Origin of the sequence: Puia sp., assembly GCF_036500295.1 — a bacterium.
In the GTDB taxonomy this organism is placed as follows: Bacteria; Bacteroidota; Bacteroidia; order Chitinophagales; family Chitinophagaceae; genus Puia.
This window is the reverse complement of the sequence record NZ_DASYCH010000099.1, coordinates 1-23,842: the sequence shown is the minus strand read 5'-3', so window position 1 is coordinate 23,842 and position 23,842 is coordinate 1. Positions and strand designations below refer to the sequence as shown.

Below are 23,842 nucleotides of genomic sequence, written 5' to 3'. Positions count from 1 at the left end.
CCCCTCTTCAAATACCCGCCTCTTCGCCGGCCTTCGCCTTCCGGACATCCGTCAGCCCCGTCACGGTATCATAGATCAGCATCCCCCCTTCGACATCGTCCAAAGCCGCCAGCAGATCCCCCTTATCGCTGATCACCGCCGACCCGCCGCCGCAGATCCCATCTTCACAAGGTCCCACGGCATTCACCATCAGCACGGTCATCGAATAGGTACAAGCGATGCCCGAAAGGATGTCCATCGCCTTCTCCACCCCCTCCGCCGTCTTGGCAACGCTGGCAAGGTAGACCGTCGCCCGGTGACTATATGCATTGGCCGAATGATCCGGCACCCCCAGCTCATAACAGATCGCCAGCGCGATCTTATGATCGTCCAGCGACAGGAACACCTGCTCCTTGCCCGGCACGAAATAGGGCAATTCGTCCGCATGCAGGTATTGCTTCGCATACAACAGCCGGGAGTCGTCCGGCCGGAAGATGATCATCCCGATCAGCACTCCCTCTTCTCTCTTTATCGGGGCGCCCGCACAGATATACATGCCATACCGGTCACTCATGCGTTGCAGCCCCGCAAACCGCTCATCCTCCGGAATGGTCGCAAGCCCCTTGGCCAGCAACGGCTCATACCCCGTAAGCGAAAGCTCCGGGAACACCAGCAGGTCCACACCCCCTTCGACCGCAGCGCTCGCCCACTGCTGATGATCGGCCAGATTCGCGGCCACATTCCCCTTCTCAGGTCTTGTCTGTACGATCCCTATTCTCATATCGTTTGCTTTTTCTTTCTGAGCCGGCTCAGACACCGCGTTATCAATGCACGCTCCAGCGCCGGCCATTTGTCGACCAGCAGATGCAGTCGCAGATAATCCTTCTTGTCGATGGTATACAATTCGCAGCGCGTCAGCACCTGGGCCGTAAACCTTGAAGCAACGTCCATACCTCAAATTTCCTATCATTTATCAAGAAAACCGCCGCTCTACCCCACAAATTTTGCCGCATCGTACAATGGGCCGATCTCCTCTGGCCCTTCATCCTCCTCGGCTACTGGGTCGACCGCAATCGGGTCGCTAACATCCCATAAATTTTTATATATTTAGGCATGCCCGCCAAAACGATTGCTGCCATCCTCATCCTCCTTGCACCGCTCCTCCTGCAGGCGCAACAAGGCGACACCACCTACGCCGAACGCCTCGGCTATCCAAAAGGCGCCCGCGTCCTCATCATCCACGTCGATGACGCCGGCATGAGCCTCGAATCCAACGAAGGCGCCATCAACGCCATAACAAAAGGCGCCGCCACCTCCGTAAGTGTCATGATGCCCTGTCCCTGGGTCCCGGGCTTCGTCCACTGGCTCCACGAAAATCCCAACACCGATGCCGGCCTACACCTGACCCTCACCTCCGAATGGCCCGACTACCGCTGGGGACCCCTCTCCGGCCGTAAAGCAGTCCCCGGCCTCGTAGACAGCACGGGCAGCCTCTGGCCGACAGCCGCAGCCGTCGTCGCGCACTCCAACGCCGCCGAAGTGGAAATGGAAATGACTGCCCAACTCGAACGCGCCCGCGCAATGGGATTCGAACCCACCCATCTCGACACCCATATGGGCACCGTCTACAACTCCCCCGCCTTCCTCATCAGCTATATGCGCCTCGGCATGAAAAACCATATCCCCGTAATGCTTCCTGGCGGCCACGACAAGCTCATCCAAAAACAAACAGGCCTTCCCGATGCCGCGCTGAACAATTTTCGCAACCTCGGCAAGACCCTTTGGGCCGCCGGCCTCCCCGTGCTCGACGACCTTCATAACTTTAGCTACGACTGGAAAGTACCCGATAGCGTCGCCCACGACGACAAAAAGCTCGCCCGCTATCGGACTGCATTGTATACCGACGCATTGAAGCTCCTCCAGCCCGGCGTCACCATGATGATCATGCATTGCAGCGACGCCGGCGAACACTTCACCCACATCAGCGACAGCGGCCCCCTCCGCCGAGGCGATATGCTCGCCATGATGGACCCGGCCTTCAAAAAAGCCCTGCAGGACCAGCACATCATCCTCACCACCTGGCGCCAACTCATGAAACGCCGTCAATCCACCAAATAACGCGCCCCCCAACGCCGGGTACTCAAATGATCTGGAACACCTGGATATTATTCCCACACGTATCATCAAATACTGCAATCTTGGCAGGTCCCATCGCCGTCGGCGGCACACTGAACACAACACCCAATCCCTTCAACCGGGTATACTCGGCATCCACATCCGCCGCATAAAAAGCCGTCAGCGGAATACCGGCCTTAAACAACGCCTCCTGGTAGACCGCCGCCGGCGGAAAACCCATCGGCTCCAACACCACCTCCACCCCATCGGGCTCCTCCTTCGACACCACGGTAAGCCATTTATGCTCCCCCATCGGGACCTCCGTCTTCTTCACAAATCCCAGGGTCTCCGTATAAAAGCGCAGCGCTTTTTCCTGGTCCTTCACCAGGACACTGATCAGTTTTACTTTCATGGAAAAATATTTAAAGCAAATATACCCGCCGCGCCTTATCGGGAATTGCGCATTTTGCCGGGCGAATACCCTATGTAGCGCTTGAACAACGAGGCAAAACTGGGCACACTCGAAAACCCAACCCGGCAACAAACCTCTCTCACACCCATTCCCGCAGTAAGCAGTTCCTTGGCCAAAGCGATCCTCCGCTCCGTCAGATACCGGTACGGCGTCCGCCCATACACGCGGCTGAACTGCCGGATAAAATGGAACTTCGATACAAACACGCCCCTCGCCAGCCCATCCAGGTCGACCTCTCCGCAACACCGCTCGTCGATCAGCCGCTTCGCCGCCCGGCACCGCTCGATCACGGCCGCACAGGGATAGTGCTCCCGCTGTATTCGCATCAATTCCTGGTAATAATAGGTCATACCCCAAGTTACGATTTTCTATTATCGCCCGCACCCCTGAAGAGTAATACCGACACCACGATCATATAAAGCGCAGTCCCCCAATGAATACTCCAATGGGCAATATCCCCCCATCCATTCCTCCCGATCACCAGCATCCCATCGGTCAGCGGAATGATAATGGCGCTGCTGAATACCCAGGCCGCAACCCGCCGCATCCGCATGGCCAGAAACGGCAGTAACACCAATCCGGAAAAAATATCCCGGATCCCCTTGATCCGCCCATAGTCCCCATCAAAAACATTGGAAAAGCCAATCCCAAAACCCTCGGCGCCCGCCGCCGGCACCAAAATAAACCGCACCCCGACAAAAATGATCCCCAGCGCAACCAGCAACACCAGCCACCAGGAAAGGGATCCTACACTCCATACAAGACGTTCGTTCTGTGTTTTCATAAAAACTTATTTAAACACAAAACTATCGCGGCCAAAACCCCCGTTCGTTCACCTCGGTTAACAAATCCCCGCACCTCGCTCATCCCCCCAATTCCACCCCAACACTCTTCCCCCGTCCCGCGGCCCTCATCCTCCCTGCGAATTCGCAAGCCGCTTCCGGATGCGCGATAACGACTGAGGCTTGACCCCCACATAGGAAGCAATATGATACTGAGGTATCCGCTGCGCCAAATCGGGATACGCCGATAGAAACTGCTGATACCGCTGGGCCGGCCCGTCGGCATATAACGATCGAACCTGCTCGATACTCGTCAAAAAGACCTGCTCTATCGCCACCCGCCCAAATTTCTCCCCCTCGGCCACCTCCCGGTAGAATCGCTGCAATCCATCATAAGAGATCACCCGCAACACCGTCTCCTCCAGGGCCTGGATACTCGTATCGGAAGGCACACCAGGCAAAAAACTCCGGTAATTACACGCCCACTCCCCTTCCCTGCTGAAATAGATGGTCTTCTCCACCCCATCCTGTGTCACGAAATACCGCAAAAGCCCCTTCTCGATAAAAGCCACCGACCGGCAGATCTTTCCCTCCTCCAAAAAATACTCCCCCGGCTTTAACACCGACTCGGTAAAAAGCCGCGAAACAAATTCCTCCTCCTCGGGGCTAAGCCGGATCAGCTGCCTGATGTTCATGATCAAATTATCCATAACCGACAATTGCTTCTTTTTTACTAAATTACTATAATCAACGCTTCCCATATGACTCAATACGACGCCATCGTCATCGGCTCCGGCATCAGCGGCGGCTGGGCCGCAAAAGAACTCTGCGAACACGGCCTCACGACGCTCCTGCTCGAGCGTGGCCGCCCCGTCGAACACCTCAAAGACTACCCCACCGCCACAAAAGCCCCCTGGGAATTTGCCCATCGCGGCAATATGCCCGAAAAAGACCACGTGGACAACCCGGTTGTCAATCGCTGCTATGCCTATGGCGAAGCCACCCAGCACTTCTTCGTAAAAGATAAAGCACATCCTTATATCCAGGAGAAACCCTTCGATTGGATCCGCGGCTACCAGGTAGGCGGCAAGTCCCTGCTCTGGGCCCGCCAGACCCAACGCTGGAGCCCCTTCGAGTTCGAAGGCCCCGCCCGCGACGGCTTCGCAGTTCCCTGGCCCATCGGCTATCGCGATCTCGCCCCCTGGTACAGCCATGTAGAAAAATTCGCGGGTATCAGCGGCAACAAAGACAATCTCCCCCAGCTCCCCGACGGCGAATTCCTGCCGCCCTGGGAAATGAACTGCGTCGAAAAACACATCAGCGAAAAGATCATGCAGCGTCATCCCGACCGGCCCGTGATCATCGGTCGCTGCGCCCACCTCACAAAACCGCAGCCCATCCATCTCGAACAGGGCCGCGGTCAATGCCAGGCCCGCGATCTCTGCGAACGCGGCTGCCCCTTCGGCGGCTATTTCAATTCCAACTCCACCACCATCCCCTGGGCCCAACGCACCGGCAAACTAACCCTGCAACCGTTCAGCGTCGTTCATAGCATCCTCTATGACGAAAAAAAGCAAAAAGCAACCGGCGTCCGCGTGGTCGACACCCGGACAAAAGCCGTCACCGAAATCCAGGCCCGCATCATCTTTGTCAACGCCGCCTGTCTCAACACCAATCTCATCCTGCTCAACTCCCGCTCCAACCGCTTCCCGCAAGGTCTCGGCAACGACAATGGACTCCTCGGCCACTACATCGCATTTCACAACTATCGGGGATACGTAAATGCCGAATTCGATGGGTTCCCCGACGGCTATTATTATGGCCGGCGCCCCACCGAGGTCTTTATCCCTTCCTTCCGCAATCTTCACAAACACGAAGGACTCGGTTTTCAGCGCGGCTATATGAGCTATTTCGGCGCAGGTCGCGCAGGCTGGGGCCAGGGGATGGGAAAACCCGGGCTCGGCGGCGCATGGAAAGACTCCATCACCGAACCCGGCCCCTGGTACGTCTCCATGGGCATGCAAGGCGAGACGATCCCGAAATTCGACAACCACGTCCGCCTCAGCCCCGATCAAAAGGATGAATGGGGCATCCCACAGCTCATCACCTCCGTCGCTTACGATGACAACGACGATAAGATGGCGGCCGACTTCGTCACCCAGGGCTCCGAAATGCTGGAAGCGGCCGGCTGTAAGAATATCAACGGCGGCAACAATCACCAAAACCCCGGTCTCGATATCCACGAGGTCGGCGGCGTCCGCATGGGCAAAGACCCCAAAACCTCCCTGCTCAACGAATGGAACCAGATGCACGCCTGCAAGAATGTCTTCGTCACCGACGGCGCCTGCATGACTTCCACCGGCAACCAAAATCCTTCCCTTACGTTCATGGCCCTGACAGCCCGCGCCGCCAACCACGCCGTGGAAGAACTAAAAAAACATGACCTTTGATTGAAAATAGACCCCAATGTCCAACCTTCGCCATCTCTGCCTGCTGCTCCTGGTCCCTCTCACCGCCTTCCTGCAAGGCCCTACCCACAAAATAACCCTGCTGGATGGCAAAGTGGAACTCCAGGTCCCCGATCAATTCCACCCGATGTCGGACCAGGAATTTCAACAGCGATTCAGACACGGTACCAGTAAACCCTCACTGGTCCTGACAGACTCTACTTCGGAGGTTACCTTAACGGGCGTGTCGACGTCCATGCCGGCAACCGAAGACGATATGGCCGCCTTTGCCTTATTCCAATACCAGGATCTGCGGAAAAAGCATCCCGATACCGAATTTCCCCCTCACGCCCACGGCACCCTGATCATCAACGGCAAAAAAATAGGCTATCTGAAATTCATGCCGCACGCCCAGGACCAGGTAGGATTTACCTGGGACTTCTTCGCCCTGGTCGATGGAAAGGTCCTATTGCTCGACCTCACCTGCCCCATATCGAAACAGAAGCTCTGGGACCCCATCGCCGATCAGATCATCCATTCCCTAAAGATCAATTCCCATTAATTCGCAGGTTGCTTCTCCGCCACCGCGATCTTCGAGTCCCCGGTCCCGTAATACAGGAACCACTTCCCCTTAAACCGCGCCAGCGCCTCCAGGAAACACACCTGCCCCACCTGACCCGTTATCTCATAGGACTTATCCGGCCGGATAAAATAGTGATCCAACCGCTGGATCACCCGCGTCGGATCGGCCCGGTCGAGCAACACCTGCCCACCGGCATAAGTCCCCTCCGGCAAACTGCTGTCGCCGATCGCCGGTATATTCCGGCCGTTATACATCAGGAGAATGCCTTTATCCGTCAACATCGCCGGCGGCCCCGACTCAACCAGGTCGCTGTCAAACTTCTTACTTCGCGTCGGCACCACGATCTTCAGCTTCGGCATATTCACCGCCTGACCCCGAAGCGGGATCGGCGGCTGCTCACCCGCCGCCATCTCCACCGGCTCCCAGTTCAGCAGATCATCTGAAGTAGCCGCCCAGATATTCTGATCGCCCCAATACATCCAATACTTTCCCGCCACCCGCGTGGCGACGATCTTTTCCCCGTCATACCGGCTCACAATAGCCCCCGACTTCGACCACAGGTCCTTGTACTTCCCCTGGTACGCCTTCGCAAACACCGGCCCATGCTTGGTCCAATGCACAAGATCCGGCGAGGTCGCGATCATCAGCCGCGCCACCGATCCGTCAAAAGCCGTATAGGTCATATAATACAGGCCCTTCTCATCCTCCACCAACCGCGGGTCCTCACAGCCGCCTTCCCACTCCAGCTTCTTCTGGGGATCCGCATCGGGATACAACACCGGCGAAAGCCTCCTGCTGAAATGCAGCCCGTCTGCGCTAACGGCAAGCCCTATCCGTGAAGTACCCGCCGGCTTGCCGACCCTATCCTGCGCCCGGTACAGCAGGTAAAGCGAATCGCCCTTCACCGCGACCGCGGGATTGAACACATCCTTCTCCTCCCAGGCCACCACCTGATGCCGGATCGGATCCATAAAATGCCGGTCCCCCGGCGAAAGCACCGGGTTCGCCGCATCCTGCTTCACAAACGGCAACAAGGCCCAGCCCGTAGCGTCCGCAGCCGCCCCTCTGCCGCTCGCCGTATCTTTGGCCGGTGCTTCGCCGCCCCCGCCGTTACACGCCACAGCAAATACCGCCATCCCAAAAACGATTATTGTGTTCTTCATGATTATCCTCCGCTTTCGTGTATAAATATAGCCAACACCCCAGAAAAATTTACCTTTAGCCGACAATGAATAAATTTATTCTCACCGTACTGCTATCGGCAACTCTTTGCTACACCCAGGGACAGCAACCCACCGCCTGGATCCGGATCAACCAGCTCGGCTATGCCCCGGCCGGCACAAAAACCGCCGTACTCGGAGCCAAATCGCCCATCCATTCCACACGCTTCCAACTCATCGACGCCGAAACAAAAAAAACAGTCTTCACCGGCAACACCGGTATCGCCTTCGGCGCCTATGGCCCCTTCACCGACACCCGCCGCCTCGATTTCTCCGCCTTCAAAAAAACAGGCCGTTATTATATAAAAGCGGATACCCTCTCCTCACCCCCCTTCTCCATCGATCCACAGGTGTATGCCGGGGCCGCGGATTTCTGTCTCCGCTATTTGCGCCAGCAACGCAGCGGCTTCAACCCCTTCCTGAAAGACTCCTGCCATACCCACGATGGCTATACCCTCTATGCCCCCGTACCCGACAGCACCCATATCGATGTCGTCGGTGGCTGGCATGACGCCAGCGACTATCTGCAATATTCTACCACCACCGCCAACGCCGTCTTTCACCTCCTGGCCGCCTGGCGTGACTTCCCGGCAGCATTCACCGACCAGAAACAAGCCAACGGTCTCGATGGCGCCAACCGGATCCCCGACATCCTCGATGAAGCAAAATGGGGCCTGGACTGGTTGCTGAAAATGCATCCCCGCCCCGACTGGCTCTTCAATCAACTCGGCGACGACCGCGATCATCGCGGCATGCGTATCCCAAAAGAAGATACAAACTTTTATGGTAGAGGACTGGAGCGACCTGTATACTTCTGCACCGGCCTCCCGCAGGTTCGCGGCAAGTTCATGAACCATACCACCGGCGTCGCCTCCACCGCCGGGAAGTTTGCCGCCGCCTTCGCGCTGGGCAGCAGGCTGCTCACGCCCTTCGACAGCAACTATGCCACTACACTCCGCGGCCATGCACGATCCGCCCTCCAACTCGGCATCGAAAAACCCGGGGTCGCACAAACCGCCTCCGTTCTCTCCCCATATATCTACGCCGAAGACAACTGGACCGACGATATGGAACTCGCCGCCGCCGCCCTCGCAAAACCCGATAAGGCCTGGGAATATGCCCAGCAGGAAAAGATCACCCCCTGGCTCGGCAAAGACACCGCCAATCACTATCAATGGTATCCCTTTATCAACCTCGGACATTATGAACTGGCCAAACAACTCACCGGCCCCCGCCAAGACAGCCTCATCGCCTGGTACCGCGAAGGCATCGACCGGGTCTGGCAAAAAGCAAAAGCCAACGCCTTTTACCGCGCCATCCCGTTCATCTGGTGCAGCAACAATCTGACGGTCTCCTTTGCGATCCAATGCTACTGGTATCGCCGCCTCACCGGCGACAATCGCTACCAGCCCCTCGAACAGGCTTGCTTCGACTGGATCTTCGGCTGCAATCCCTGGGGCACCAGCATGGTCTATGGACTACCCGCCGACGGTGACACCCCGGTCGATCCCCATTCGGCCTTCACCCATCTGAAAAATTATCCCATCGACGGGGCACTCGTGGACGGACCTGTTTACACCTCGATCTATTCTCACCTGATCGGCATCCGCCTCTCCCACGAAGACAGTTATCAGCCCTTCCAAAGCGATCTCGCCGTCTACCACGATGACTATGGCGACTATAGCACCAACGAACCAACGATGGACGGCACCGCCTCACTCGTCTATCTCCTCGCCGCCGAACAGTCCCAGGCCGGAGATCCGCATTATACTTCCTCCCAAGGTCGGGACCAGGCCGCCAACGGAGCCAATACCCTTTCCCACGGCGCCATCATCCGCGGCGACTCCACCCGCAAAACAGTCGCGCTCGTCTTCACCGGCGATGAATTCGGTGACGGCCTCCCCGCCATAAGCAAAGCCCTCAGCAAACACCAGGTCCGGGCCTCCTTCTTCTTCACCGGCCGCTTCTACCGCAACCCCGCCTTCCGCGCCTCCATCCAACAACTGAACAAAGACCACCACTACCTCGGCCCCCATTCCGACCAACATCTCCTGTACAATGATTGGATTCGCCGCGACAGCCTCCTCGTCACCACCGACAGCTTTCGCACCGATCTGAAAAAATGCCTCGCCTCCATCAAAGCCCTCGACATCGACACCAAACACGCAAACTTCTTCATCCCACCCTATGAATGGTGGAACGATAGCATCGCTTCCTGGGCCCGCCGGATCGGCTGGCGACTGGTCAACTTCACCCCCGGCATCCGCACAAACGCCGACTATACCTATCCCCAACTCGGCACAACCTACCTCAGCAGCGACACCATCCTTAAAACCCTCCGGCAATTCCAATCCTCCCGCCCCGCCGGCCTCAACGGCGCCATCATCCTCATCCACGCCGGCACCGACCCCCGCCGCAAAGACAAACTCTACAACCGCCTCGACCAGCTCCTGACCTGGCTGCAATCTATTGGCTATCAACCTCTCCGCATCGACCAGTTATTGGCCGTTCAAACTAACTAAAACTTTCAATAATTATTGAAAATATAAAACAAAACGTCTACCTTTATAGGAGCAAAAGCTCCGAACATGAAAAGTTTAAAAGATCATGTGATCCTCTATGACGCCGAATGTCCGATGTGCAAAGTCTACACAAGAGCCTTCACCACCACCGGCATGCTCGACGACGAAGGCCGGGCCCCCTATCAGCATATGCCCGAATTCGCCTGCCCCCTGGTGGATCGCCAGCGCGCCGTCAACGAGATCGCCCTCATCGATAAAACCACCGGCGAGGTCCGCTACGGCATCGACAGCCTCTTTGCCGTGATCGCCAATTCCTTCCCCATGCTCAAACCCCTCTTTTCCTGCAAACCCTTCCATTGGATCATGCGCAAAACGTATGCGTTCATTTCCTATAACCGCAAGGTCATTATCCCCGCCAATGGCAAGGTCATCATCCCTGCTTCTCCCAACGTCGCCATCCCCGCGCCAAAAATAGATACCCACGTCTTCCAACCCACCTTTAAACTCCGCTACCGCCTCGCCTATCTGGTCTTGACCTGCTCCATCGTCACCTACCTCCTCACCGCACTCGCAAGGCAGTTCACCGGTGGCATTCCCGCCGGCACTCCCTGGCACGCATCCGCCATCGTCGGCGGCCAGCTCCTCATCCAGGGCCTGATCATAAGCGTGATAGCCCCCGCCAAACGCTGGGAATACCTTGGCAACATGATGACCATCTCCCTGGCCGGCGCCCTGCTCTTACTACCCCTGCTCGCCGCCGCATCCCTCATCCAAAAATCGCCCGGCATAACCACCGGCTACTTCCTCCTGGTCGCGACAGCCATGCTGCTCGAGCATCTCCGCCGGACAAAACTTCTGTCCCTCAGCCCGGTCCTCACCGTCAGCTGGCTGCTCTATCCGCTGCTCATCTTATTCATCATCCTTTAACTCCGGCAAAAAGCGAAAATTCGTAACTTACAGTACCCCGTCCCGCGACCCATCTTTTCAATCTGCTCACCATGCGCCAAACTCGAAGAGATTTCATCCGGACGATTGGCAGCCTCACCATCGGATTCTGCCTCACAGGAGAAGCCTTCTCCTGGCGGGACCCCTCGCAGCAACTCCCCGGCGACCTCCGCCGTAACCCCCATATCAACGCCTGGCTCGAACTCCTCGCCGACGGCAGGGTCCGCGTCCTCACCGGCAAGATCGAACTCGGCCAGGGCATCCGCACCGCGGTAGCCCAGATGGCCGCAGAAGAACTAGATCTCGACATGAACCAGGTGGAAGTCCTCCTCGCCGAAACAGGCCGCACCCCCGACGAAGGCTATACCGCCGGCAGCAACTCCATCGAAGCCAGCGCCATCGCCGTCCGCTATGCCGCCGCGGCAGCCCGCCAACGCCTGCTCCAGCTGGCCGCACAAAAATGGACGGTCCCCGTCACCCAACTCACATTCAGCAAGGGTCGCATCACCGACACAAAAAAGCGGGTCTCGATCACCCTTGACCAATTACTAAACGGCCAACAACTCGTCGACGAGGTTCGCATGCCCGTCACCCTAAAGGCAAAGGAGAAATATCGCTTCGTCGGCAAAGCCATCCAGCGGGATGATGTAAAACGCATCGTCAGCGGAAAGCCGGTATACGTACACGATCTTAAGTTCCCCGGTATGCTCCACGCCCGCATCGTTCACCCCCCACGTTATGGCGCCCGTCTCGAAAGACTGGACGATCAGCCCCTCAAAAACGCTCTGCCCCAAACAAAGACCATCGTCAACGGCAGCTTCCTCGCCGTCGTCGCACCCACCGAATATGAGGCCATCAGTGCCGAACGCATCCTTGCGGCAGACGTCAAATGGTCGGACGACAACCTCCTGCCGAAACTGGAGCCCGGCCAGCTCGCCGCCTATATCCGCACCTTGCCGGCCCACCCCGAAAAAGTTACCGAAAAAGGCGACAGGTCAACGATGCCTACCGGCACAACAATAAAAGCAAGCTATTTCAAACCCTATATCATGCACGGCGCCATGGGCCCCTCCTGCGCCGTGGCCATCTACGCCAATGGCAAGCTGGACATCTGGTCCCATACCCAGGGCGTCTATCCCCTGCGCGAAACTATCGCCCGGCTATTACACCTGGAAGAAGAGAACATCCATGTAAAAGGAGTACCCGGCCCCGGCTGCTACGGCCACAATGGCGCCGATGACGTCGCCGCCGATGCCGCCCTCATCGCAATGTCCATCCCCGGCAAACATATCCGCGTTCAATGGTCCCGGCTCGATGAACATGGCTGGGAACCCTACGGCAGCGCCATGGTCATGGACCTCGAAGCGGCAATAACCGCCGCCGGCAATATCACCCATTGGAAATACAGCTTCTGGTCGGATACCCACGGCGCCCGCCCCGGCGGCAACCCCGCCAACCTCCTGCCGGCACATTATATCGAACATCCCCTGACCGAAAAGCCCTCCGGATTCAGCGGCGGCGCCAGCAGAAATGCCGAACCGTATTACGACATCCCCAACCGGCAGATCCTGGCCAACTTCTTCGACGGCCCCCTCCGAACCTCATCCCTCCGCAGCCTCGGCGCCTACGCCAATCTCTTCGCCATCGAGAGTTTCATGGATGAGCTCGCCGCCGCCGCGAAAATGGACCCCTTCGAATTCCGCCTCCAACACCTCTCCGACGACCGGTCAAAGACCATCCTCCGCGAACTAAAAAAACAACTCCCCGATTCCCCCGCAAAATCCGCCACCCACGCAAGTGGCATCGGCATCGCCTTCTCCCGTTATAAAAACAACGGCGCATGGTGCGCCGTAGCCGCCCACGTGTCCGTCGACAAAACTACCGGCGCCGTCCGCATCCACAAGATGTGGGCCACCGTCGACGCTGGTGAGGTCATCAATGCCGATGGAATAAAAAACCAGATCGAAGGCGGCATGATCCAATCCGCCAGCTGGACCCTGTTCGAACAGGTTAAATTCGACGAGCACCAGATCACCAGCCGCCACTGGTTCACCTACCCCGTCATGCGCATCAACCAGTCACCCGAAGTCGAAGTCATCGTGATCGATCGCCCCGAGGAACCACCCCTCGGCGCCGGCGAAGCCGCCCAGGGCCCCGCGGCAGCCGCCATCGTCAACGCCATCCACAACGCCTGTGGCATCCGCGTCCGCTCCCTTCCAATAGGCAACATCGACTTTTCGTCAGCATCCAACCCTCGAAAATCCTAGTCCACCATGCAGAGCCTCGCTCCATCCTACTGGCTCACCCGCTTCCTCATCCTCCGCTTGCTGGGCGTAGTCTACGCCATAGCCTTCCTCGCAGCCATCAACCAGCTGATTCCCCTCATCGGGGCAAACGGCCTCCTGCCCGTAGGTGACTTCCTCCGGCGCATCAGCGACTCCATCGGCTCAACCTCCGGTTTCTTTCACCTCCCTTCTTTGTTTTGGCTGGATCATTCCGACACGTCCCTGCTCATCGTCGCCTGGCTCGGTCTGCTCCTTTCCCTGCTCGTGATCGCCGGCTTCGCCAACGCGATCATCATGGCGCTATGCTGGTTTCTGTATATGTCGATCGTCAACGTCGGCCAGGAATGGTATGGCTATGGCTGGGAGATCCAACTCCTCGAAACCGGCTTCCTCGCGATCTTCCTCTGCCCCCTGCGCGACTGGCGCCCCTTCCCGGCAACCCCACCGCCAAAACTGGTCATCATTCTCTTTCAATGGCTCATCTGCCGCATCATGCTTGGCGCCGGTCTCATAAAGCTTCGCGGCGATGAGGTCTGGCGCAACGCGACGGCCCTCTATTATCATTTCGAGACCCAGCCCATCCCCGGACCGCTTAGCCGCTGGTTTCATTTCCTGCCCCACGGCGCACTCAAGGCCGGCATCTACTATAACTGGCTCGCAGAGCTCCTCGCGCCCTTCTTTGTCTTCTGGCCACGCAAAGGCCGCCCCATCGCCGGGATCATCATCATCGGCCTTCAAATTATTCTCATCCTTAGCGGCAATCTCTCCTTCCTCAACTGGCTGACCATCGTTCCCGCCCTCGCATGCTTCGACGACGACTGTTGGTCAAAGCTCCTTCCCCGCCGGCTCGTCCAAAAAGCCGCGTCCGCGGAAGCCAACTCCGAACCCTCCCGCGCAATGACCATCACCGCCTGGTCCGTCACCATCCTTATCGGTCTTCTCAGCATCCAACCGGTGCTGAATATGCTGTCCCCGCAACAGATCATGAACACCTCCTTCGATCCCCTCAATCTCGTCAATACCTACGGCGCCTTTGGATCGGTAGGCGAACAACGCTACAATATCGTCTTCGAAGGCACCGCAACCGACACCACCGACAACGCCGGCTGGAAATCCTATCCCTACAAAGCCCTGCCCGTCGCCCTCGACAAACGCCCGCCCCAGGTCGCACCCTACCAACCCCGCCTCGACTGGCAGATGTGGTTCGCCGCCATGTCGACACCCGACGAATATCCCTGGACCGTCAGACTCATCGTCAAACTCCTGCAAAATGATCCCGGCGCACTAAGTCTCTTCGCCGCCAATCCCTTCCCGGATAAGCCACCCCGTTACATCCGCGCCGTCCTCTATCACTATTCCTTCGCAAGACCCGGCAACCCCACCCACCAGTATTGGACGCGTGAACGACTCGCCATCTGGCTGCCGCCGTTGTCCGCGGACGATCCCCGCCTCAGATCGATCACTGGCGGGTAAGGAAATACGACCCTCCCGGGAAAACTGCCACAGTCTTTACAATGCTGTTTGTCTCATTATCGATCCAGATATGACCTGTGGTCTTTCCATGTACAAAACGGAAAACCCGGTAAAGCGTCCGGTGGCCCGGCGCAAGATCCCATTCGTCATCAAAAACATACTCTAATTCATAAGGATCGGATGGTTCCGGCGTGTCCTTGTTAAAATTGTCCAGCCGGTAAACGACACCCTTCTTCAAGGCAAGCCAGCCAAAGATATATTCGATCATATTATCCTCGAAATACCCGGCCTTCATCGGATATTCCTTTGTCGACATGACTCCTTTTCGGTCCGTGATCACCGTCGCAGCCGTCGCCCCAAACTCCATATCGAAACTCACCCCCCGCTGGTAATGGATCTCATGCATCCTCACCGGCTTCAGCTGCAGGTCCGTCACCGAAGTATCCGTCGAGAATTGCCCCGCCGGCACCTGGCGGCTTCTCGCAAAAATGATCCGCCCCTTTGCCGAATCGACAAAGCTCATGTTCTCCATCATAAATTCATAGCGGATATTACCGGCCGAATCCCGGATCACATTCTTGTAAAATTCATGCGCCGGCCGGATCCGGTCATAGCGGATGATCCTATCACCAGGTTGGATCACGAGAGGTTCGCTGGTAAACGGGCGCCAGATACCCAGAAGCAATAGCGTCAGAAAAACTTTCATAACCGAAAATTTATTTGCGCAATACTACCCCTATCGCCCGTTCCCCCGGACTCCTTTTCAACGCCTCACCCCTTATTTTAAACCGTTGCTCTTCGCAAACGATATTATTCCGAAGAAATGATCTCCTGCAGCTTCTCCGTGCTGCCCTTATACGTCTCTAATCGACCAATCCTCGACAGAACATAACTCCGCAAAGTATCATTAGGCCCCTCGGCACGGTTCGTCCGCTTACTGCTGATATTTCGGGTAATGGCTTGTACACTGCGGATGATCCCCCACGGAACTCCCCACCAGCCAAGCACAGCTGTCTTTGTCAGTGCCCGGTTATTGGCCTTGTCCAGGCAACCCGGACAGGCGACCTTCACTTTGTTGGTTCGTTGCGTAAGGATGATAAAGCTCATCACCTCACTCGTGATAGTAGCGTTAAGCGGAGATTCAGCCGATCCGCACATCGGGCAGTCCAATGTCCGCACCAGCTCGCAATAATGATCGATCTCTTTGGTCGTATAACTCTTGTTCTGCGCCTCCACGCCGCTGATGATGGCCTTGTTAAGACCTCGCTTTTGTATCTCCTCTTTTACTATCTCCTGAGCCTCCGGCGTCAGGCCCGCCGAATCTTCGGTCGCGACCCGAACAAGTTCGGCATCCGGCATTCGCTGATAATTCTCCCGAACAAATTCAATATCCATGGTAGTAGGGGTTTAGCTATCCACCAAGATACCCTAAAAAATGAATTCAGACTATTCAATTCACTGAAGGTTTAACCCTCATACATAAAATTTTGAAAAATAGGACAGAAGGAAAATATATTAGGTGCCCGGGTTAAACCCGCATTAAAATTCGCCTTCTACCTACTACTTCAACTAAAATTTACAAATCATGAAAACGAGATTCATTATCTCGCTGGCGACCACAGCCGTCGTCGCCGGCCTGATCATTGCTTGCAACAAAAGCAATTCTACTACAGGTAGCAACAACACCGGCAACAGCACCGCACCCAACAACAGCACGGCTCAGGTGCAGACACAGGTGGATGACGAAAGCCAGGTCACCACAGAGTTGAATGCCGCCGAAGACGACATCAACAATTCACTGAACACCAGCGCCGCCTTCAGTGGTGTAGCGTCCACCGGCACGGGTTCCGGCCTTCAAACCGATGGAACCGGCGGCCTGCAGATCCTTTACAATCTCTGCGACGCAACCGTAACAACCGACACCGCCAATGGCCTGCGCGAACTCATCATCACCTACAACGGTCTCGGCTGCGCAGGTCACCGGACCCGTACCGGCGTCATCACCATCGCGATCCCCATCGGCACCCATTGGAAAGATAAAGGCGCCGTAGTAACCGTAAACATCAATAACCTGAAGATCACCCGAATCCGCGATCAAAAGACCATCATCATCAACGGGACCTACACCTTTACAAATGTCTCCGGCGGTCTTCTTCGCGATCTCGCAAGCCTCACCACGATCACGCACACCGTCACCGCCAACAATCTGACCGTCCAGTTTGCCGACAGTGCCACCCGCACCTGGAACGTTGCAAAACAAAGAGTGTTCACGTACAGTAATGGAGTCGTCATGACAACCACCGGAACCCATTCCGACGGCACCAACAGCAACATCGCCATCTGGGGCACCAACCGCTTCGGCAACTCATTCGAAACCCTCATCGTCCAACCCCTCGTCGTCGAACAGGATTGCGACTGGCGGCTCACCAGCGGCCAGACCGAAACCATCCGCAAAGCAGTCACCCTCGACATCACCTACGGCCTCGATTCCAGCGGCAACCCAACCTCCTGCCCCGGCACCGGTTATTATTACTTCAAAGCAGTCTGGACCATCGGCGACAAAACCTATACGTTCATCGCCCCCTACTGATAAAGAAAGGGTCGTCTCTGGGGAGACGACCCTTTCTTTTACCGCCTCATTCTCCGCAGAAGGTTCGCCCACTCCGCATAACCCGCGGAATTAAGATGAAGCCCATCGGGTTTCGCATACCTCCGGTCAAGATCGCCTTGCCCATCCTCCACCACAGCCTTCACATCGATATATACCCCACCCCTCTCCTCAACAGCGCTTTTCAATGCCCGGTCCAGATCCACCACCAACGCATTCTTTCCAACAACCTCAGGGTATTCCGTCCTCGCGTCGGCATTGGTCGGCAACACACTATGGACATAGATCGCACCCCCCGGACACGCAGCCTTGATCCTTCCCATGATAACAAGGATATTGCCAACGATCACTCCGGGCGGAATATCCTGGGCAAGATCATTGATCCCGGCCTCGATAAAGATCTTCTTCGGTCGCCGCGCAAGCACATCCCCCAGTCGGTCAAGCATCCCAAACGTATTATCCCCCGCGATCCCGCGATTGACGACATCCGAATCATTAAGCAGTTTTTTCCAGTCCCCAAATTCGGTCAGGCTGTTGCCCAGGAAAACGGTCCCGCCCTCCCTGATCGGCTCCTTCGCAAAGTCCGTCACACGCTTTGCATAACGTTCCCTTGCAAATCGCATGGTGTCATATCGCGGCGGAGTATACCCCATATGTCTCGCCACGCTCAGAAAGTTCATCTTCCAACCATCGGCCGTCTTCCGGAAAGTGGCGCTTTCCACCCAATCAAAACTCATTTTGACGGTATCATCAAAGACAAAATCGGCATGGTTGTTAAACCGGGCATCCCCCGAATGGACATCGACATGGATCACAAAATCACTCAGGACATACTTGACGTAAAAAGGAAGGCTACGCCGGATATTATTAAAGCCGCTGTCGTTGTTCCAAACTAATCCCTCTTCATAAAGCACAAAATCGTCCGTCGTCAGCCGGCGCATCCGCCCTGTATCCTTCTCCTCGATTCCCCGGAAGAAGTCGGTGACCAGGTTTTTCAGGTTCACCCCGCCGTCAGCCGGCGGCCGGGAGCTACAGCCGGCGGAAAAAATTACAAGTGGGAAAAGAAGTCGGTAAAAGTCGTTCATGCGGAAAAATATTTTCAGATTTCACCCGCAAAACTATAACTTACAAGAACGGCCCCATGTGCCAAAATGCTCAATTATGTATTTTACCCAACTTCCGGATCATACAAAGCCCGGGTTTAATGAGCAGCTGCATTTCAGCCGGTTCCAAAATCAGAACATCATATTCAACGCCTGGAGCAAACAGGCCGGCTGCGACAACCACGTAGGTTGCCTTTCCTTTAAAACAGTGCTCGCCGGGGAAGAATGTTATGGGATCGGCGGTCGCCAGATCGCTGTCCGGCCGGGGCAATTCCTTATTTTGAACGACGATCAACCCTATTCCTGCCGTATCCACAAAAACACATCCGCAAGGATCCTGTCCCTGTTCTTCAAAAAGGAATTCGCCCGCGAGGTCTTCGCCGATACCACCCGCGGTGATGCGGCATCCATCGACGATCCGGACCCCGCGGGTAAGGATAGCATTGAATTTTTTCAAACTCTCTATCCGGTAGAACCCGAATTACAACGCCAACTCAACTCTTTCCTCCTCCATCTCGACATCCAGGACTACAATGGCGACGCCACGGACGAATACTTCATCTTCTTTCTCCGCCATTTGATCCGCACCCATCGATCCCAACTTACCCACGCCGCAAGGGTTAACGCCCTCAAGCCGGTTACAAGACGCGAAATATTCAAACGGCTCTGCATCGCCAAAGACCTCCTCCAGTCCTCCTATGGCGAACCGCTCGATCTCCGGACCATCGCCAAAGCCGCCTGCCTCTCCACCCCCCAGCTGGTCCGTCAATTCCGCGCCGCCTTCAATACCACGCCCCATCGCTACCTGGTCAACCTCCGGCTCGACCACGCCGCCCGCCTGCTAAAAACATCCACCCTTCCCGTCCTGGAAATAGCTGGGCAATGCGGCTTCGAAGATCCCAGCGCCTTCTGCCGCGCCTTCAAAACCGCCCATGGCTTGCAACCCGAGCGTTATCGAAAACACCAATAAAAAAAGCCCCACAACAGGGACTTTTCTATAAACACATTTCCTCGATCTATTTCTTCGGCGGCGTCGCCACCCTGCTAAACTGCATAAGCCAATCGGCCTTCCCGCTCTCGTTAAACCTCCAGGTCTCCTGCAGATAACTCGAATCCACCTTTCCATTTTTCAGAACATCCGTCTCCGTGCCCCAGATCAACGCCCAATGCTCATTCCGATCCGCACTCTTCACCGCCATCACCGCATCCACCTTGGAGGCAGCACTCTTGAACATACTGCGGAACTTCTGAATAGTCCCAATAATGCTATCCCGGCTCAACCGCATGTGTGCCCCGCTCGCCAGATCCACATCCATCGAATCGGCGATCAGCTCCTTGGTAGCACTCAAATTTCCGTCATCATAGGCTTTCCATAGCGCCAGCACGCTCTCGGCATTTTTCGGATCGTCGATCGTAAACTTTGAGGAATAAGCGATAGGATAGGGAGATTTGATCTCCTTGACCACGGTTGAATCACTGGCCGGCTTCGTCAGATCGGCCGCCGGCGTGGAAGGAGCGCTGTTGCATGCAGCAAGAATAACCACAAGCAGAATCGCGGTGTGTCTTTTCATAATAGCAACTTTTGGGGTTTAAAAAATGATTCCCCAAAAGGTAATACATTTTACTTATTAAAAAATAAGAATATATCTGTAGTCGCCGGCGGGCGCCCCAGCCTGGCCAGTCTTCTACCCATTCTGCACCCGCTCCTTCTCCTCACTCGCCCCATCCTGATGCCGAACAGTATTCCCAGACTTACCAAACCGATAGATAAAGGCCAGCGTAAGCACCCGGCTGTCCCTCTTCAGCTTGAAATATTCCGTGGCATCCGGGAAAGAAGTCAGCCCTTCCATCGCACCGGTGTAGAAAATATCGCGATAGCTAAGCTTGATCGTACCTTTTTTCTTTAGTATACTCTTACTCAGCCCGGTTGACACCTGTCCGGCCGGATAGAGCAGCTCCTGGATGTCCTGCCGCGCCCGCGTCGTATAAAAGCCGGATAGCTCCCCGTTATAGCCCTTTCCAAGGCTGAACTGATTATTCATATTCACATTGAGCTGGCTGATCTCCGAAGTATAACCGTTTCCATTAAACCCTCTCAGCTGCTTATGGTTGAACACCGCCGTCAACTCCACCGACCACCATTTCACCGGCGACAGGCTGAGACTCGCCGACACCCCCAGATTATACACCTGCCCGACATTCCCCTGCGTATAGTACAGGATGGTCTTCGACGTATCGGATAAAAATATCTGCGAAAAATAATTCTCGATCCGGCTATAAGAGACGCTGGTGGTAAGCAGGTTGCCATACTGATGGCTCAGCTCGAAGTTCCAGGTATATTGCGGAAGCAGATAGGGATTGCCGGTCTCGTAGGTATATTTGTTGATGATATACAGGAAGGGATTCAGACTCTGAAAGGCCGGCCGGTCCGTCCTTCTCCCGATCGTCAGCGTCAGACCGTTCAGCGAATCCAGCTTATACGATAAATAACCGCTGGGGAAAAGGGCCCCGTATTTGCGCGATACCGAAGAATCCTGTTGCACACTGTTCCCAAACTGATGCGCCGTATAGGAAGTATACTCATATCGCAGCCCACCCTGATAACTGATCCGGCCCGATTTCCCCTCCACCGAACTATACATCGCCTGGATATTCTCCCGGTAGACAAAATGGTTGCTTCGCGTCTCGTCTTTCACCCATTGCAGATTGTCCCGGTTCTGATAGGTCGCAGCATTGTCCGTATGACTGGAAGAGGTCTTCAACCCCGCCTGCAACGAGACATCCCCGCCAAGCCCGATATTGGCATCCAGCTTACCGGAAAAGATCCGGATCGTCGTCGGGATATTGTTGCGGTACACCTCATCATAGCCCCCCTGTTCAAGCAGCCGGTTATCGAAGTCCTGCTTTCCCTCCATATGATAATGCAGGTAGTCCAGATCGGCGGTGAGTTCGGCGTTCTTCGAAAGGGATTGTTTTCCATTGAGGTTGACGGCCCCGTTCTGAAACTGGTTCTCCGGCTTGCTGAGGGTAAGAATAGAGGAGTCGATCCTCCCATCCGCCTGAAGCCAGTTGGCATGCGCGGTATTGTTCCCGCTCCGGTGAATATCCGCGCCCGTCAATGCCATCCCGATCGTCGTCTTGGCCGATATCGTATAGTCCATTCCCGTCTTTACCGTATTATTGATGACCGTACCCGTAAAATAAGCGGGCTGCTCAAGGATAGCCGTGACGTTGCTCTTGCTGTCATTGTAATACTTCCGGTACGCATAAAGATCGGTCAGGTATTTCACGTCGTTAAAGCTGTAGTTGAGAAAACTATTGACCTTTCCCTTCCGGTAATTCAACACGACGCTGTTATTGTTCTTGGGATAAACCCCCTGCCCATAAGAGGTGGTGACACTGCCGTTAAAGCCTTCGTTCTTATTTTTCTTCGTCTTGATATTGATGATCCCCGCGCCTCCCGCCGCATCGTATTTCGCGCTTGGGTTGGCGATCAATTCGATCCGCGACACCTGCGTGGAACTCATGCTGCTGAGGAGGTTGTTGAGATCATCCCCGGACAGATAGGTTGGCTTGTCGTCGATCATCACCAATACCCCCTGCTTTCCATTCAGCGTGATCCCTCCACTCCTGTCGACCGTCACCCCTGGCGAACGCTCCAACACCTCCAGCACCGTCGACCCCGTATTCGTCACCGAAGCCTCCACATTCACGATGATCTTATCCCGTTTTCTCTCCACCGGCGGTGTGCGGCCCGTAACGATCACCTCCTTCAGCGACTTATGTACAGGCGCCGGTTGAACCGTATCACCGCCGACCTGCCCTATCGCCCATGCCGGCAACAGCGAGGCCAAAACAAAGATTAAACAGGCATTCTTCATGGTTGATAACAAAGATCAACCACAACCCCCAATTCCCGCAGCCGCTAAACCCGGCCCCCCGCCGCCGGTCATTATCTGCCGATACCCGGTAATTCACTACCCCGGTAATGCCCTAGTTCACATTCCGGTACTCACTCGGGGACTTCCCCGTTTTCGCCTTGAAGATCTTCGTAAAATGCGACGGATGCTCGAATCCCAGCTCATACGCGATCTCGCTGATCGAATTCTCCGTCCCCCATAAAAGAGACTTCGCCCGCTCCACCAATTCAAGATGGATATGCTCCAGCGTACTCTTACCGGTAGACTTCTGCAGCAGATCGGATAAATAATTGGGGGATAAATTCAGCCGCGAAGAAAAATACGTCACGGGCGGCAACCCCGCCTCGATCAGCGTAGGCTGCCCGAAATATTCCTTCAACAGGAGCTCAAACCGCTGCACCACATCGGCATTTACCCTTGCCCGCGTATAAAACTGCCGGTCATAAAACCGGTTACAGTAATTCAAAAGCAGCTCGATATTACTGACGATCACCCCCTGCGTATGCTTATCGATCGCTCCCCGGTACTCCCGGGCGATCTTATCGACACAATCCTTGATGATCGCATTCTCTTCCTCCGAGATATGCAACGCCTCATTCACCTCATAGTGAAAAAAGCTGTACTCATGCATCCTCTTCCCAAGACTCGTCCCATGCAGCAGATCGGGATGAACAAACACCCCCCATCCTTCTTCCACCTTGATATGGGGGCTGGCGCCGATGACCTGGCCCGGCGCGGTAAACACCAGCGAGCCTTCCTTAAAATCATAGTGGCTCTTCCCATAGTACAGCAGCCCCTCGAATTTCTTACTCGAGATCGTATAAAACCCGAATCGGTACCGGATATCCTCCTTCGGTCGTCTGGCATAGAAATCGGCATGGTTGATGACACTCACCAGCGGATGCCTTGGCGGGGGATAGTGTAAGAATTCGTGCAGCTCCCCGATCGATCCCACTTCAACAATAGATTCTTTTTTCATGGTCACTCCAAATTTACAAAAACCCTAAATCCCGATCCGCTCCACCATCATCTTTTTAAACGTCTCATCGTCCATCTGGTGCCGCACCTCCAGCAAATGAAAAGCATCCTGGCCCGCCGGGTAACGCAGCTTTTCAGACCCATCCGTAGCAGCCGTATAGATCACCTCCGCTACTTCACTGATATTTCCGGAATAGGGCCACGCCGCTATTTTGGCCATGAACTGGTCCCAGGGCTGTTCATATCCGTCCAATCCGTCCGCCCCAAAATAGCTCATCGACCGTCCGGAAAAATTCGTCTGATAACCGCCCGGCTCAACGATCTTCAGCCGGATACCAAACGGGTTGAGTTCATATTGCAGGGATTCGGTCAGCCCCTCCACGGCAAATTTTGTCGCATGATAAAGCGCC

Annotated in this window: 23 protein-coding genes; 9 read left to right on the top strand and 14 right to left on the bottom strand. The window is 55.7% G+C overall.

Annotated elements, in window-relative coordinates; translation table 11 throughout:
• Window positions 1-7: 7 nt before the first annotated feature.
• Window positions 8-760 carry a carbon-nitrogen hydrolase family protein gene (locus tag VGM48_RS19555; RefSeq protein WP_331582116.1) on the bottom strand — a complete coding sequence of 251 codons (753 nt, stop codon included), beginning with the start codon at window positions 758-760 and terminating at the stop codon, window positions 8-10.
• Window positions 757-930, bottom strand: coding sequence for a hypothetical protein (locus VGM48_RS19550; RefSeq protein WP_331582115.1), 174 nt, complete (start codon window positions 928-930; stop codon window positions 757-759). The genes VGM48_RS19555 and VGM48_RS19550 overlap by 4 nt, the downstream gene beginning before the upstream one ends.
• A gap of 162 nt (window positions 931-1,092) precedes the next feature.
• On the opposite strand from VGM48_RS19550, the gene VGM48_RS19545 reads away from it, so the two are divergent.
• Entirely contained in the window at window positions 1,093-2,097 is a 1,005-nt protein-coding gene (locus tag VGM48_RS19545) for a polysaccharide deacetylase family protein (protein ID WP_331582114.1), read from the top strand.
• A 22-nt stretch (window positions 2,098-2,119) separates the two neighbouring features.
• Here VGM48_RS19545 and VGM48_RS19540 read toward each other — a convergent pair whose 3' ends face one another.
• The 4 genes from VGM48_RS19540 to VGM48_RS19525 form a co-directional block, all read right to left on the bottom strand.
• Entirely contained in the window at window positions 2,120-2,506 is a 387-nt protein-coding gene (locus VGM48_RS19540) for a VOC family protein (RefSeq protein WP_331582113.1), read from the bottom strand.
• A gap of 35 nt (window positions 2,507-2,541) precedes the next feature.
• Window positions 2,542-2,916, bottom strand: a complete 375-nt coding sequence (locus VGM48_RS19535; protein WP_331582112.1) for a helix-turn-helix transcriptional regulator — start codon at window positions 2,914-2,916, stop codon at window positions 2,542-2,544.
• Window positions 2,917-2,924: 8 nt separating this feature from the next.
• The gene (locus tag VGM48_RS19530; RefSeq protein WP_331582111.1) at window positions 2,925-3,350 is read right to left on the bottom strand and encodes a DUF4267 domain-containing protein; all 426 of its coding nucleotides are present in this window, start codon (window positions 3,348-3,350) and stop codon (window positions 2,925-2,927) included.
• A gap of 126 nt (window positions 3,351-3,476) precedes the next feature.
• Entirely contained in the window at window positions 3,477-4,058 is a 582-nt protein-coding gene (locus VGM48_RS19525) for a Crp/Fnr family transcriptional regulator (RefSeq protein WP_331582110.1), read from the bottom strand.
• A gap of 51 nt (window positions 4,059-4,109) precedes the next feature.
• Between VGM48_RS19525 and VGM48_RS19520 the strand changes: the two genes are divergently transcribed.
• Both VGM48_RS19520 and VGM48_RS19515 read left to right on the top strand, forming a co-directional pair.
• Window positions 4,110-5,798, top strand: coding sequence for a GMC family oxidoreductase (locus VGM48_RS19520; protein WP_331582109.1), 1,689 nt, complete (start codon window positions 4,110-4,112; stop codon window positions 5,796-5,798).
• A gap of 16 nt (window positions 5,799-5,814) precedes the next feature.
• Complete coding sequence (locus VGM48_RS19515) at window positions 5,815-6,357, top strand: hypothetical protein (RefSeq protein WP_331582108.1); 543 nt, start codon at window positions 5,815-5,817, stop codon at window positions 6,355-6,357.
• Here the strand turns inward: VGM48_RS19515 and VGM48_RS19510 are convergent.
• Window positions 6,354-7,541 carry a glycoside hydrolase family 130 protein gene (locus VGM48_RS19510; RefSeq protein ID WP_331582107.1) on the bottom strand — a complete coding sequence of 396 codons (1,188 nt, stop codon included), beginning with the start codon at window positions 7,539-7,541 and terminating at the stop codon, window positions 6,354-6,356. The genes VGM48_RS19515 and VGM48_RS19510 overlap by 4 nt on opposite strands.
• A gap of 65 nt (window positions 7,542-7,606) precedes the next feature.
• Between VGM48_RS19510 and VGM48_RS19505 the strand changes: the two genes are divergently transcribed.
• The 4 genes from VGM48_RS19505 (at window position 7,607) to VGM48_RS19490 (ending at window position 14,823) form a co-directional block, all read left to right on the top strand.
• The gene (locus tag VGM48_RS19505) at window positions 7,607-10,120 is read left to right on the top strand and encodes a glycoside hydrolase family 9 protein (RefSeq protein WP_331582106.1); all 2,514 of its coding nucleotides are present in this window, start codon (window positions 7,607-7,609) and stop codon (window positions 10,118-10,120) included.
• A 66-nt stretch (window positions 10,121-10,186) separates the two neighbouring features.
• Entirely contained in the window at window positions 10,187-11,047 is an 861-nt protein-coding gene (locus VGM48_RS19500) for a hypothetical protein (protein WP_331582105.1), read from the top strand.
• Window positions 11,048-11,118: 71 nt separating this feature from the next.
• Entirely contained in the window at window positions 11,119-13,332 is a 2,214-nt protein-coding gene (locus VGM48_RS19495; RefSeq protein ID WP_331582104.1) for a xanthine dehydrogenase family protein molybdopterin-binding subunit, read from the top strand.
• 6 nt (window positions 13,333-13,338) lie between these two features.
• Window positions 13,339-14,823, top strand: a complete 1,485-nt coding sequence (locus tag VGM48_RS19490) for a lipase maturation factor family protein (protein WP_331582103.1) — start codon at window positions 13,339-13,341, stop codon at window positions 14,821-14,823.
• Here the strand turns inward: VGM48_RS19490 and VGM48_RS19485 are convergent.
• Both VGM48_RS19485 and VGM48_RS19480 read right to left on the bottom strand, forming a co-directional pair.
• Entirely contained in the window at window positions 14,810-15,529 is a 720-nt protein-coding gene (locus VGM48_RS19485) for a hypothetical protein (protein ID WP_331582102.1), read from the bottom strand. The two genes, VGM48_RS19490 and VGM48_RS19485, sit on opposite strands and share 14 nt — an antisense overlap.
• Window positions 15,530-15,633: 104 nt before the next feature.
• Window positions 15,634-16,218, bottom strand: a complete 585-nt coding sequence (locus tag VGM48_RS19480) for a hypothetical protein (RefSeq protein WP_331582101.1) — start codon at window positions 16,216-16,218, stop codon at window positions 15,634-15,636.
• 190 nt (window positions 16,219-16,408) lie between these two features.
• Here VGM48_RS19480 and VGM48_RS19475 point away from each other — a divergent pair, with 190 nt between their 5' ends.
• On the top strand, window positions 16,409-17,413 hold the full coding sequence (locus VGM48_RS19475; RefSeq protein ID WP_331582100.1) for a hypothetical protein: 1,005 nt from the start codon (window positions 16,409-16,411) through the stop codon (window positions 17,411-17,413).
• A 38-nt stretch (window positions 17,414-17,451) separates the two neighbouring features.
• On the opposite strand, the gene VGM48_RS19470 is transcribed toward VGM48_RS19475, so the two are convergent.
• A complete protein-coding gene (locus VGM48_RS19470; protein WP_331582099.1) occupies window positions 17,452-18,516 on the bottom strand; it encodes a GDSL-type esterase/lipase family protein in 1,065 nt (354 codons plus the stop codon).
• A 76-nt stretch (window positions 18,517-18,592) separates the two neighbouring features.
• On the opposite strand from VGM48_RS19470, the gene VGM48_RS19465 reads away from it, so the two are divergent.
• The gene (locus VGM48_RS19465; RefSeq protein WP_331582098.1) at window positions 18,593-19,504 is read left to right on the top strand and encodes an AraC family transcriptional regulator; all 912 of its coding nucleotides are present in this window, start codon (window positions 18,593-18,595) and stop codon (window positions 19,502-19,504) included.
• Window positions 19,505-19,550: 46 nt separating this feature from the next.
• Here the strand turns inward: VGM48_RS19465 and VGM48_RS19460 are convergent, their stop codons facing one another.
• From VGM48_RS19460 to VGM48_RS19445, 4 genes are all read right to left on the bottom strand, one after another.
• The gene (locus tag VGM48_RS19460) at window positions 19,551-20,105 is read right to left on the bottom strand and encodes a hypothetical protein (RefSeq protein WP_331582097.1); all 555 of its coding nucleotides are present in this window, start codon (window positions 20,103-20,105) and stop codon (window positions 19,551-19,553) included.
• Between the two features lie 114 nt (window positions 20,106-20,219).
• Entirely contained in the window at window positions 20,220-22,388 is a 2,169-nt protein-coding gene (locus VGM48_RS19455) for an outer membrane beta-barrel protein (protein ID WP_331582096.1), read from the bottom strand.
• A 139-nt stretch (window positions 22,389-22,527) separates the two neighbouring features.
• Window positions 22,528-23,433, bottom strand: a complete 906-nt coding sequence (locus tag VGM48_RS19450) for a helix-turn-helix domain-containing protein (RefSeq protein WP_331582095.1) — start codon at window positions 23,431-23,433, stop codon at window positions 22,528-22,530.
• A gap of 24 nt (window positions 23,434-23,457) precedes the next feature.
• Window positions 23,458-23,842: SDR family NAD(P)-dependent oxidoreductase (locus VGM48_RS19445; RefSeq protein ID WP_331582094.1), on the bottom strand; the 385-nt coding region annotated here is incomplete at its 5' end.